Raw genomic sequence first — 12,949 nt, forward strand, 5'->3', positions numbered from 1 at the left:
GTTTCCAAATTAAATTTCACTACATAAAATAGACCTATTTATTCCTTTATTTAACAAAATGTAATCCAGAACACACCTTTGTTACACAAATTAAGAAAGAGAATCACCATTACAATTACCGTAAAACAATGATAAATTCCGACAAAACTTAGTAATTTTATAAAATTTTCTTTACATTATGGTTACAACGATAGACACTCTTCTTCTTATGATATATAACATTCATAGGGAAAGGAGCCAGACAACCATGAAAAAGAAATTTGTAGCGTTCAGCGTTTTAGCAGCAGGAACGATTTTTGCTTCCCCGTTACTTTCACCCACATACGCTGAAACGAATCAAGATAAATTATCTAATATTCAATCTGAATTAGAAGGAAAACAAAATGACTTACAAAATAAATCAGCCGAGAAAGAACAAATAGAAAAAGAAATTCAAGAATTACAAAAGAAAATCGACGATTTAACTACTTCTATTAATAAAAACGAAGCTGAATTAAACGATACAAAAAAAGAAATTAGTAAGACACAACAAGTAATTACTGAAAAAAAGAAACATATAGAGCAATTACAAACAAACATAGATACGCGTCAGGAAGTTATTAAGCAACGACTGCAATCTATGCAAGAAAAACCTCGCACAAATATCATTACGGAAGTATTAACAAATTCTGCAAACATTGCTGATCTTGTTGATAATATGTACTCTGTCAGTTTAATTTTAAATAATGATACTGACATTGTGAAAAAACAAACAAATGACCAAGATGCTGTGACGAAAGAAAAAGAGGCTGTTGAGAAAAAAGAGCAACAACTGAAAGAATCCGAGCAAAAATTAGAACAAAAACAACAAGAATTACAAAACAACCAACAACAGCAACAAACTCTTATTAGCGATCTACATACGAAAGTAGCAAAAGTAGATTCAGAGATTGAAGGATTAGAAGAATCTAAAGGCATTTTAGAAAACCAGCGTCAAGCTGTTCAAAAGGCAATTGAAGAAGAAAAACGCGCAGAAGAAGCTCGTAAAGCTGAGGAAGCTCGCAAGGCGGAAGAAGCTCGTAAACAAGCTGCTACATCTGCTCAAACAGCTCAAGCGGCCCCAACACCACACGATACAAACATCGGAGGATTTATTAAACCAGCAGCTGGATCAAAAACTTCTGGTTTTGGCGTACGCTCTATAGATAACCATAAAGGAATCGATATCGCTGCTTCAGGAACTGTTCCAATTATTGCCGCTGCAGATGGCGTTGTTATTCGCTCAGAATTATCATCTAGTTACGGAAATGTTGTGTACTTATCTCACCGTATTAACGGAAAAACATATACAACAGTATATGCTCATATGAGTAGCCGTTCTGTATCAAATGGACAAACTGTAAAACAAGGAACTCAACTTGGATTTATGGGGAATACTGGCCAATCATACGGACAACATTTACACTTCGAACTTCATCTGGGAGAATGGAATGTCGGCAAGACAAACGCAGTTGATCCATCTCCTTATATCGGATTATAAAAAAACTCGGTGCATACCGAGTTCTTTTATTTCCACTTCACACACTATAGGCATTCTACATAGACTATAACTAAATGCCTATCTATAGTTTACGGGGTGAATTATATGAATACACAATTACAGCAAGAAATACAAGAAGCTAGAGAGACTTTTATTGGCCGGCTATTTACATTTGGTGGCTCAGTTTTATTTTTAATCGGATCATTCCTCGCAGTCATCACAGCCTACAAAGCATATAATCGCTTACTAAATACACCTACAACATAATAAAAAGACGGAGATTTCTCCGTCTTTTTATTATGCAAACATTTTAAATACACCTATCACATTTAAAAATACAATAATTACAGTTATTGGAATAACATAACGAAGTAAGAAGAACCAAATATTAAATAATGTTTTCCCTTTCGTTTCCGTAACTTCTAATTCTTTCATTAACATTTCTTTACTCATTTTATTTGGTACGAATAGCGAAATAGCTAGTACCCCTAACGGCAGCAATACGTTACTTACTGAGAAGTCGACTAAGTCAAAGAATGTTTTCCCAAATATTTTCACATCACTCATAATACCAAACGATAACGCTGACGGAATTCCAACTGCAAAAATTAGAATACCAATTAATAACGATGCTGACGGACGCTTCTTCTCATTCCCCTTCGCAACAGATGCTACTACAATTTCAAGCATGGAAATCGCAGATGTTAACGTTGCAAAGAAGAATAGCACTAAAAACATAATGAAGAAAAATTGTCCAAATGGTATTTTCGCAAATACTGCTGGAAGGACGATAAATAGTAACCCTGGTCCTTCAGTCGGCTTAACACCTAGTGCGAAAATCGCCGGGAAAATCGCTAATCCTGCAAGTACTGTAACAAAAACAGTTAAACTTACAATAGATGTTGCTGACTTCGCTAAATGTTCTTCTTTCTTTAAATATGAACTATACGTTACCATTACTGAGGCCCCTACTGTTAGAGAGAAGAAAGATTGTCCCATCGCATATAAAATCGTATCTGCTGTCAGCTTTGAAAAATCTGGTTTTAAGAAGAACTCTACCCCAGCAAAAGCACCATCCAGTGTTAACGCACGAACAATAATTGCAATAAATAAAATAAATAATAACGGCATCATATACTTACTTGCCTTTTCTATCCCTTTCTCTACACCTTTACTTACGACAAAAATCGTACAAAGCATAAAGATAAATTGTGCTCCGATCGCGCTTACTGGATTTGAAATCGTCTCACCGAATAATTGCCCATAATCAGTCACTCCATTCCAGAAACTTCCTGTCACACTATAGTATAAGTAAAGTAAAATCCATCCACCTACAACACTATAAAAAGATAGTACACTAAAACAAGTAACAACTCCCATGCGACCAATCCAAGGATATAACTTGCTATTTGGCACTAATACTTTATATGCAGTAACTGCCTCTTTTTGTGTACTACGTCCAATAACAAATTCAGCTATAAGAAGCGGCATACCTATAAATAAAGTTAATAGTAAAAATACAAGGAAGAATGCGCCTCCCCCGCCATTACCTGCAACATATGGAAATTTCCATATCGCACCAAGACCTACTGCGGCTCCGGCTGCTGCGAGTACAAAGCCTATTTTCGACGTCCATTGCTGTGTTTCTTTCATCATAATTTCTCCTTTTCTGAATATTTAAACTTTTGTTAATTATACACTTTCATTTCATACTCGCACACCTCCTTTAGAAAATAAAAAAGTCCCCTACACGCAAATATGCATGTAGAGGACGATATATGTAATATTAATACCGTGGTACCACCTCAATTGGATTGATAAATCCCACTTGTTCAAGTACAGGAAAAACTCCGATACTCTATCCTTTTAACGGCGGAACCCGGGTTGCCTACTACAATGTTCAACATACCTCTCGCAAGCCCATTCTGTATATTTTATCGTACCGGGCTCACACCTTACCCCAGCTCTCTGAACGTATCAAATATACATACTCTTCTTGCTCATCGATTTCATCTATTGAAGTTACTTGTGATTATAAATTATATTCTTATAGTTGTAAAGTACAATTTATTTATTATCCTATATGAACTCTTCTCTCTAATTCTTGTAAAAACAATTCTCTTTTTTGTTCATTTTGAACATATATCGACTTTAATACCTCTTGCAACAATATATTTCTCTGCCTTTTCTCTATTTGTAATTCTTTCACTTTTATTCTAACTTCGTATAAAAAATCAAGATACGATTCATACGTCTCATCATATTTATTTGCGATATCATCACGAATTTTTTTTGCAAGTTTTGGGCTCGCTCCGCCAGTAGAAACAGCCACATTCAGTAATCCACGATGAATCGCTGCCGGAAAATGAACATTACCACTTTCCGGATTCGTAATAACATTTACTAATTGATTCTCTGCGACATCTTCAGCAATTTGTTCATTCAATACAGCATCACTACTCGCTGCAACAACTAAAAAGGCGTCTTTAATATCACTTTTTTCATACTCCCTTTGATACCAACGAATTTTCTTTTCTTCTACAAGTTTCACTAAATTTGCATCCAATTCAGGACTTACCACAACTATATCTGCACCTTGTTTGAGTAAAGGAATAATTTTGAATCCCGCGACTTTCCCTCCACCAATGACAACAACACGTTTCTTCTCAACTCGCACTGTAAGTGGATACATATTGATCTCCCTTCAATAATTTCTTCGTTTTCTGAATTAACATATACTGAAACGCTTCATTCTTCCCTAAATATGGACTTATTTTTATCTCATCTAGCTCATATTGGCGTACTTCTTTTTCAATATGCTTCATAAGCAAACCTGTAAATAACAAGTAAGGCAGTACAACGATATTCTTTTCTTTTCGTTCTACAACTTCCTTTAACTTCTTCTCAAATTTCGGCTCGGCAGCTGCTAAATAACAAATTTCTACTTTTTTAATTTTCTCTTCCGTTTGAAATAAAGAAGCGATCCAGTTTATATCTCGTAATACTTCAGGATCACTGCTCCCTCTTGCAACGAGAAGTAACGTCACTTCATTCTTATTTTCCTGTTCAATGCCACTACCGTTATACACTGATTTTATAAGTGTTTCTGATACGCCAAATGGATTACCATAGGTCACTTTTATACTTGGATATTGATTATTTAACTTTTCCAATTCAAACGGAATATCTTTTTTCACATGACCTGCTGCTAATAAAAAAACTGGAATAACGATAATCTCTGTAGCACCACGCTTCACACATGTACGGAACCCTTCATCAATAGTTGGACTCGCTAACTCTAAAAAACAAATTTCTTGAATACTTGCCTCTACACGGTTCATACATGACGTAATAAATGCAACCGCTTCTTCTTTCGCTGCTTTCAAGCGACTTCCATGACATATATATAAGATGGCTTTCATTTTATAACACTCCACTTACTTGATACGTACTTTCTGTCTGCTTTTCAAACCAATGGATTTTTTCTCTAAAACGGACGACTTCTCCAATTACAATCATGCTTGGATTTTGAATTTGTTCTTTTTTCGCAACATCTACAATTGTTCCTAACGTCCCAACAACTGTGCGCTGCATAGATGTCGTTCCCCGCTCAATAATAGCAGCAGGCGTACTTTTATTTTTTCCATGCTTTATCAGTTGCTCACATATGTAGGGTAAATTGCTAACCCCCATATATACAGCTAAAGTCTCTACACCTTTCGCTAAATTTTCCCACTTCACTTCCTCTTCAGCATCTTCTTTTCTATGCCCTGTCACAATAGCAAAACTTGCACTTGCATCACGATGTGTCACTGGAATACCAGCATAAGCAGGAGCAGCTATTCCAGCTGAAATACCAGGAACGATTTCAAACGGTACACCTTGCTTTGCTAACGCTTCAGCTTCTTCTCCTCCTCTACCAAATACAAATGGATCCCCACCTTTTAGCCTCGTTACAACTTTTCCTTTTTTCGCATATTTAATAAGAAACGTGTTAATTGTCTCTTGCTTCATCGTGTGATAATTTGGTAGTTTTCCGCAATAAATTAAATCCGCTCCAGACTTTGCATAGGAAAGCAACTCTTTATTTACGAGACGGTCGTACAAAATAACATCTGCCTTCTCAATACATTTCAATCCTTTTACAGTAATTAAATCTGGATCTCCAGGGCCCGCTCCAACGATATATACTTTTCCCATCATCTCTCCTCATTTCTACTATTAAAGTGAAACTTCCATCCTTATATAGGAATGGAAGTTTTCATTTCTTCATATTTCAATGTTCCTTACTCATGAATAACAAAAGCCGCGCTTTTTCGAATCTTCTTTTTTTCAAATAGAGCAATCTCCTTTACTTCTGGTAACGGTAAAAAATGTTTTTCAAGTTCAATCTCCGCCATCTTAAATGCCTTTTCTTCACTTTCAGCAACAACAACAATTGGAACAATACTATTCTCTAATACAGCTTCAAATCGATATAAATCCATATTGTCCCTCCTAAGACGCTATTACTTCTTCTAACACGTTATTTAACGCTGTTTGTAATGTCTCTACACCAACACGGCCTACAAAATCATAAAACGTTTCAGCTAGTAATTTATTTTCTTTGAAATAACTTATAAATGATACGAGTACATCAGGTAGATCCTCACCATCTATTTTTCCTTTTAACTCTTGGTTATAAGCACCACCATCTAACAGCGTTCCACCTACATATATTTCAAAGGCTTCAACAATTCCTTTTTCCTTCGTTTTCATTTTTACACCTTGTAATCCAATGTCAGCAATTTGACGTTGACCACATGAATTCGGGCATCCTACCATATGAATACGAATCGGAACATCGAGTGCAATTTGTGTATCTAAGTATTCGGCAATTTTTCGTAATCTTTCTTTCGTTTCTACTAATGCAAGATTGCAATATTCAATACCAGTACAAGAAACCGCGTGACCAATAAACGATTTCGGATTTGCTGATATCGCTTCAAACAACGGCTCATTTAGCAAGCCAGTTACATTTTCTGGCGGAACATTCGGAATAATGAAGTTTTGTGAATTACATGTACGAATTTGTCCATTTCCATATTGTTTAGCAATTCTTGCAATCTCAAACATTTCTTCTGCATGTAGGCGTCCTACCGGCACATTAAAACCTACATATTTTAGTCCATCTTGTTTTTGGTCTTGGACACCATAAAAGTATCCCGCATTCCAGCCTTTAAGAGCACTTTCTCCTTTACTTTGTAATGGTCCTGTATATTCTATTAGTTTCTCTTTAAACTTCTCTGCTCCCCAGTCTGCAACAAGAAATTTCAAACGAGCTAAATGACGTTTTTCACGATATCCAAAATCACGGAATATCGTAGCAATCGCAATCGCTACCGCTTTGACTTCTTCTGGTAAAACGAATACATCTAATTCATCAGCTAAATATGGACGAGCCGATAACCCACCGCCTACTTTTATATGAAAACCAACTTTTTTCTCACCATCTATTTCTTTCGTAGCAGGTGTAAATGCAACACAGTTAATCTCTGCGTTTGCTGCGTTATAAATGTTAGAACTAATAGACATTTTAAATTTACGTGGTAAGTTAGAAAACTCTTCATTATGTTGGAAGTAGTCATATACCTCTTTCACAATATGCGTTGTATCAAATAATTCATTTGCATCAATGCCAGCAAGTGGATTTCCTGTAATATTACGCGTTATATCACCACACGCCCCAGCTGAAGATAACCCAACTCTTGCTAATCTTTTAAAAATATCTGGAATTTGATGAATTTGTAACCAATGAAACTGAATCGCCTGTCTTGTCGTAATATCTATTACGTCACGTCCATAATCCTCAGCGATAGAAGCAAGCACTTCTGCCTGTGCATTCGTAATAATGCCAGAAGGAATATTTACACGCATCATAAAATAACCAGCTTCTTTCGGTCTTTGTAAATACAACCCTGCCCATTTGAATGCGTCCCACTCTTCTTTCGGAATAGATTCGAAGCCATTCTCTGCATAGTAAGGAATGTCATTAAAGATTTCCAATCCATCTTTTTTTAATTTATTTTTCTCAGTTTGATTTAATTTTTCATTGTTAGCCCATACTTTTTCATAACTCATTTTTTATCCCCCTATATAAAACTACGCTCTTGTAAGTACTTCACGATTTGTTCTGCACATTCTTCAATAGAATACTTGTGCGTTTGTACAATTAACTCCGCTTTCTCTGGTTCCTCATATGGTGAATCGATACCTGTAAAGTCTTTAATATCACCTTTTCTTGCTTTTTTATAAAGCCCTTTCGGATCACGTTTCTCACACTCTTCAATTGGACATTTTACAAACACTTCTATAAATTCATCTGCAGCTAATAGATCTCTAACTTGTTTTCGGTCTACTCGAAACGGTGAAATAAACGCTGTAAGAACAACAGTACCTTGATCTACAAATAGCTTTGCCACTTCGCCAATCCGTCTTATATTTTCCATACGATCACTTTCAGAAAAACCTAAATCTTTATTTAAACCGTGGCGTATATTATCTCCATCAAGTACATAGTTTCCAATATTCTTTTCAAATAGTTTACGAGCAACCGCGTTTGCTACTGTAGATTTACCCGACGCTGATAAACCAGTAAACCAAATTACAAAACTATGATGCCCATTCTTCACTCTTCTCTCATCTTTTGAAACCGAAGCTGTATGCCAAGTAATATTTGTGTCCATCTCATTCTCTCCCTATTCTGTTACTACTTCTTTTTTCAAGCCTTTAATTAGCACTTCCACTACCTCTTTACGACTAAATGTACTTGGCGGAATCTCACCGTTTCGTAATAGTTCTCTTACTTTCGTACCCGATAAAATAACATGATCTTCTTTTCCGTGCGGGCATGTTTTCGTCGAAGCCATTGCTTCACATTTCGTACAGTAAAAACTATGTTCAAAAAATAACGGTGTAATCCCTAATTCTTCTACTGTAAAGTTTGTAAAAATTTCTTGCGCTTCATAAGTACCGTAATAATCTCCTACCCCTGCATGATCTCGCCCTACAATAAAGTGGGTACATCCAAAATTCTTTCTGACTAGTGCATGAAATATTGCTTCCCTCGGTCCTGCATAACGCATCGCTGCAGGAAATACACTTAAAAAGACACGATCTTTCGGATAATAGTTTTGAAGTAACACTTCATAGCTTTCCATTCTTACATCAGCAGGAATATCGTCCGACTTCGTTTCCCCAACGAGGGGATTTAAAAAGAGACCATCTACAATTTCAAGAGCAGATTTTTGAATATATTCATGGGCACGATGTACAGGATTTCTCGTTTGGAATCCGACTACTGTTTTCCAACCACGTTTTTTAAATTCTTCTCTCGTTTCAATTGGGTCTAAATGATAAGAAGGAAACGGATTATTTTCAAAGCGTTTCGTAAGAACAATAGCCCCACCGACATAAACGTTCGGTCGTTCATATAATTTTTTCACTCCCGGATGAGCCTCATCCGTCGTTTTATATACTAGTAACGCTTCTTTTTCCTTATCAGGCACAAAAATATCTTCTATTTGAATGACACCATATACGTTTCCACCGTTAACAAGCTTTACTTCCTCTCCAACTTTTAGCGTCTCTGCTACCTCTTCCGTTACTGGTAATGTAATTGGTATACTCCAAACACTTCCATTATTTAAACGAAGCGTTTCTACAACCGAATCATAATCTTTCTTTCCTAGAAAACCAGTAAGCGGGCTATATCCTCCTGTTGCTAATAGCTCTAAATCACTTAACGCAATGTTGTCTAGCTCAATTTCTTTTTCAATTTGTGATACATCATATGTCTCGTCTAAAAGATTTACTAATTCGTTTCTTGTACTCATTTTCTAAACCCTCTCTTAGCTTTATTTTCAAATTCACCTTATTGATAATGAAGGCCACATTCAGTTTTTACTTTCCCTGCCCATCTACCATCCCTTGAATCGCCACCCTCTCCTACAGGTAACGTACACTTCTCACACCCAATACTTGGATATCCAATGTCATGTAATGGGTTATACGGCAAACTATGTTTGTATACATATCGCCATACCTCTTTCCACGTCCAATGAATGAGCGGACAAACTTTAATAGATCGAAAGCGATGATCTTGATTTATAAACTTTGTATGCTTACGGGTTTCTGATTGTTCCCTCCTCAGTCCCGATATCCACGCTTTTTCATTCGCTAATGATTCTTCTAACGGTAAAATTTTCCTAATTTTACAACAAAGATTAGGATTGCTTTCCCATAGCTTGTTACCATACAAGTTGACTTGTTCATCAAGTGTAAGTTTTGGCTGTTTTTCTATAATATTTAATGAAGGAAATCGTTCCCGCACTTTTTGAATTAATTCATACGTTTCTTGAAAATGTACGTTAGTATCTAAAAAAACAACTTTAGCAGATGGATTTACTTGGTTAATAAGATGCAGCAGTACCATCCCTTCCACTCCGAAGCTACATGCGTATACAATTTCACTTTTATATTCTTTATAAGCCCAACTTAATACAGATAACGCGCCTTTCGTTTCATCTTCTTCTGAAAATGAAACATCATTTTCTTCCCACGTTTCATACGTCAACATGTTTTTTCCCCCTGTAAAAGCAAAAAGACGGTTTTAACCTAATAAAATAGGTTAAAACCGCCTCTAGTTTTTCTAGTCAGCGCTTTTTACTTTAAACGTACTTTTTCACTTTTCTCTAATTGAATGACTTTTCCATCTTGCACAACAATTGTAATTGAACCATATTTCATATCAGCAAGCATCGCTTCAATTTTCTCAGATACTTCCTCAAAATGTTCCCGTACGCTCACGCGAACAGCCCCCCTTTTTATTCATAAAAAAAATCTTTCCCATTTCGAAAAGACTGTTCGGTAATATATTTTACCTTATCTTTCAAAATGGATTCCATTTTGCTGGATTTAGCACCTTGCTTTCTATAAGCAGGTTGCCGAGCTTCGCCGGGCCAGTTCCCTCCGCTTCTCTTGATAAGCTTTGTATTTGTATTTTATCACAATTCTGATTTTTTTCAATCCTAGTTTTCCGATATATTTTAATTATTTTATTTTATAAAAAAGGAATTGCCCATCCGAACAACTCCTTTTTCCTCATTTAAACAAGTTCTTTTATACGTATGCGATCGTTCCCAATAATATTTTCATATGTTTCGCGCTCTACAACAATTTGTGATGTACCACCTTTCGCGAAGACGACAGCTGGTCTACGAATCCGATTATAATTATTTGCCATCGAGTACCCGTATGCCCCTGTACAAGAAATTGCTAGTAAATCCGCAGAAGCAACTTTCGGTAGATTAATATCCCAAATTAACATATCTCCACTCTCACAGCATTTCCCTGCAATCGAAACAACTTCCTCGTTCTCATCATTCCCTCGATTCGCTAACATCGCTTCATAACGAGCGTTATATAAAGCAGGTCTTAAGTTATCAGTCATCCCACCATCCACTGATACATATTTCCGAATACCAGGAATGTCTTTCACAGATCCGACTGTATAAAGTGTCGTTCCGGCATCACCCACAATACTACGGCCTGGTTCAACCCATATTTCTGGCAATGGATAATTACATAACGTAAATTGTTCTCTCACCGCACTTGTTACAGCTCGCACATACGTCTCAAGAGTTAATGGTGTATCGGACTCTGTGTAGCGTATTCCGAATCCTCCCCCTACATTTAGCACTTTTACTACATAGTTTGTTCGCTCTCTCACTGCTTCTAAAAATTGACGAAGAACTTCAATCGCTCGCACAAAGCCAGCCGTTTCAAATATTTGTGATCCAATATGTGAATGAATTCCTAACACGTTATAATTTGATTTTTGTAAAGCAAGCTCAATTGCCTGCATCGCTTGACCATTTGACACGCCAAATCCAAATTTTGAATCATCTTGACCTGTTGTAATATATTCATGTGTGTGCGCCTCTACTCCGGGCGTTACACGAATTAATATGTTCACAAATTTCCCATGTTGCACTGCTAAATCATGCAAAATTTCTAATTCTAAGAAGTTATCTACGACAAAACAACCAATATTCGCCTGAAGAGCCATCACAATTTCTTCATCTGTTTTGTTATTGCCATGAAAATGAATGCGCGATGCAGGAAATCCTGCTTGTAGTGCAGTATATAATTCTCCTCCAGAAACAACATCTAATGACATATTCTCTTCACGAGCTACTCGGCACATCTCCATGCACAAGAACGCCTTGCTTGCATATGCTACTTGATAAGAGAACCCACTTTCTTTAAAAGCACGATGAAACGCGCGGCACTTTCCTCGAATTGACTCTTCATCGTATACATAAAGTGGTGTTCCATATTGTTTTGCTAGCTGCGTCGTGTCGCACCCTCCAATTTCTAAGTGTCCTTGCCCATTGATTCGGCTTGTGCCGTGTAAATACATTTGAATTCCTCCCTTATTTCCTCTAAAACTCATAACCCCAATCTTCTATTCATTGCAGCACGCTTTTAGATAGACAAAAAACGCGCGGAACAATGTTCACACGCGTTTCTTATTAGGAAAAATATATATTGAAAAAATAAACGAGTTGTTATCTCCTCAAAATAAGAAACCGCATCAACATCTCCAAATAGCTCTCCATAAAATAAATCTTATGACAGTACTACATTTATTCAATGCAGTCCCAATATATGAATAAGATGGTTATTCTTATATTTCGGCAATAGTCCCTTTCAACCTATGATCACAGATTCCATTAAATCTCCCATAGCTTACTCTTTCCTATCGCGGCCTCTACCTTTGAGAGTAGATGAGGTAAGTCTATTTAATTTTCAAACATCTGATTGTTGCTATTAACAATACCAAAGGACCATTTTATTTGTCAAACAATTTTTTATATTGCTTTTTGACAGTTTAGTTTCGTATCGTTTGGTAAGCGCTTTACTGAAACCTTTATCACTTCCCATTCGCCTTCTTCGTTATTAAATGTAATCGTTACCTTCTCAAATGGTGGCGCAATTTTCCCTGCAACACGTTCATACTTTGTCACTTCAATACTCGCTTGAAATAAATATGTGCCGCTATACACTTTTTTTAAACTAATAATTTTCGGGCATTGATAAGGCTTCAAGCTCCCATATTGTTTTTCGATTGCTTTATTTATTTTCGGAAATAACACAGAATAAAGGGCATCTTCCATAAGAGGTGCATCATACTCTGCTACCGACACACTTGGTGAAGCAAAAAGTATAACACTACTGCATACTATAAAATATAATAATTTTCGCATTATAACCTCCGTATTGTTACACGATTCTTTCCGCGCACGATAATAATCATACATAGAAACTCCATTTTATTGTCTCCTACTGCCCTTTTTCTACTCAATTGTTATAAAAAAGTCCACAACT

The 12,949-nt window shown here is 36.4% G+C and carries 14 protein-coding genes, 2 riboswitches and 1 other annotated feature; of the genes, 2 read left to right on the forward strand and 12 right to left on the reverse strand.

Annotated features, from left to right (window positions below):
• Nucleotides 1–247 precede the first annotated feature (247 nt).
• Both FH036_RS21250 and FH036_RS27200 read left to right on the forward strand, forming a co-directional pair.
• The gene (locus FH036_RS21250; RefSeq protein ID WP_139896204.1) at nucleotides 248–1,519 is read left to right on the forward strand and encodes a murein hydrolase activator EnvC family protein; all 1,272 of its coding nucleotides are present in this window, start codon (nucleotides 248–250) and stop codon (nucleotides 1,517–1,519) included.
• A 105-nt stretch (nucleotides 1,520–1,624) separates the two neighbouring features.
• Entirely contained in the window at nucleotides 1,625–1,786 is a 162-nt protein-coding gene (locus FH036_RS27200) for a hypothetical protein (protein ID WP_001095995.1), read from the forward strand.
• A gap of 30 nt (nucleotides 1,787–1,816) precedes the next feature.
• Here the strand turns inward: FH036_RS27200 and FH036_RS21255 are convergent, their stop codons facing one another.
• From FH036_RS21255 to FH036_RS21315, 12 genes are all read right to left on the reverse strand, one after another.
• Nucleotides 1,817–3,172, reverse strand: a complete 1,356-nt coding sequence (locus FH036_RS21255) for a sodium-dependent transporter (RefSeq protein ID WP_044793706.1) — start codon at nucleotides 3,170–3,172, stop codon at nucleotides 1,817–1,819.
• A 111-nt stretch (nucleotides 3,173–3,283) separates the two neighbouring features.
• Nucleotides 3,284–3,532 (reverse strand) — a binding site (T-box leader).
• 61 nt (nucleotides 3,533–3,593) lie between these two features.
• Nucleotides 3,594–4,211 (reverse strand): NAD(P)-binding protein, encoded by a 618-nt coding sequence (locus FH036_RS21265; RefSeq protein ID WP_044793707.1) that lies wholly within the window; start codon nucleotides 4,209–4,211, stop codon nucleotides 3,594–3,596.
• The gene (locus FH036_RS21270; RefSeq protein WP_000644361.1) at nucleotides 4,186–4,941 is read right to left on the reverse strand and encodes a sirohydrochlorin chelatase; all 756 of its coding nucleotides are present in this window, start codon (nucleotides 4,939–4,941) and stop codon (nucleotides 4,186–4,188) included. Before FH036_RS21270 ends, FH036_RS21265 begins: the two co-directional genes overlap by 26 nt.
• A gap of 1 nt (nucleotide 4,942) precedes the next feature.
• Complete coding sequence (cobA, locus tag FH036_RS21275) at nucleotides 4,943–5,719, reverse strand: uroporphyrinogen-III C-methyltransferase (protein WP_000521286.1); 777 nt, start codon at nucleotides 5,717–5,719, stop codon at nucleotides 4,943–4,945.
• Nucleotides 5,720–5,805: 86 nt separating this feature from the next.
• On the reverse strand, nucleotides 5,806–6,006 hold the full coding sequence (locus tag FH036_RS21280) for a DUF3906 family protein (RefSeq protein ID WP_000366909.1): 201 nt from the start codon (nucleotides 6,004–6,006) through the stop codon (nucleotides 5,806–5,808).
• Nucleotides 6,007–6,016: 10 nt separating this feature from the next.
• The gene (locus FH036_RS21285) at nucleotides 6,017–7,639 is read right to left on the reverse strand and encodes a nitrite/sulfite reductase (RefSeq protein WP_139896205.1); all 1,623 of its coding nucleotides are present in this window, start codon (nucleotides 7,637–7,639) and stop codon (nucleotides 6,017–6,019) included.
• 11 nt (nucleotides 7,640–7,650) lie between these two features.
• Nucleotides 7,651–8,244, reverse strand: a complete 594-nt coding sequence (gene cysC, locus FH036_RS21290) for an adenylyl-sulfate kinase (RefSeq protein ID WP_000380508.1) — start codon at nucleotides 8,242–8,244, stop codon at nucleotides 7,651–7,653.
• Nucleotides 8,245–8,256: 12 nt separating this feature from the next.
• Nucleotides 8,257–9,393 carry a sulfate adenylyltransferase gene (gene sat, locus FH036_RS21295; protein ID WP_044793710.1) on the reverse strand — a complete coding sequence of 379 codons (1,137 nt, stop codon included), beginning with the start codon at nucleotides 9,391–9,393 and terminating at the stop codon, nucleotides 8,257–8,259.
• A gap of 38 nt (nucleotides 9,394–9,431) precedes the next feature.
• The gene (locus FH036_RS21300; protein ID WP_000958995.1) at nucleotides 9,432–10,136 is read right to left on the reverse strand and encodes a phosphoadenylyl-sulfate reductase; all 705 of its coding nucleotides are present in this window, start codon (nucleotides 10,134–10,136) and stop codon (nucleotides 9,432–9,434) included.
• A gap of 86 nt (nucleotides 10,137–10,222) precedes the next feature.
• Nucleotides 10,223–10,366: a YezD family protein gene (locus FH036_RS21305; RefSeq protein WP_000116161.1), complete on the reverse strand. Its 144-nt coding sequence runs from the start codon at nucleotides 10,364–10,366 to the stop codon at nucleotides 10,223–10,225.
• A 72-nt stretch (nucleotides 10,367–10,438) separates the two neighbouring features.
• Nucleotides 10,439–10,547: riboswitch (SAM riboswitch) on the reverse strand.
• Nucleotides 10,548–10,664: 117 nt separating this feature from the next.
• Entirely contained in the window at nucleotides 10,665–11,981 is a 1,317-nt protein-coding gene (gene lysA / locus FH036_RS21310; protein ID WP_000280638.1) for a diaminopimelate decarboxylase, read from the reverse strand.
• 180 nt (nucleotides 11,982–12,161) lie between these two features.
• A riboswitch (Lysine riboswitch) is annotated at nucleotides 12,162–12,343 on the reverse strand.
• Between the two features lie 89 nt (nucleotides 12,344–12,432).
• Nucleotides 12,433–12,882, reverse strand: a complete 450-nt coding sequence (locus tag FH036_RS21315; RefSeq protein ID WP_139896206.1) for a DUF3888 domain-containing protein — start codon at nucleotides 12,880–12,882, stop codon at nucleotides 12,433–12,435.
• Between the last annotated feature and the right edge of the window lie 67 nt (nucleotides 12,883–12,949).

The organism is Bacillus sp. CD3-5 (assembly GCF_006349665.1).
GTDB classification, from domain to species: domain Bacteria; phylum Bacillota; class Bacilli; order Bacillales; family Bacillaceae_G; genus Bacillus_A; species Bacillus_A paranthracis.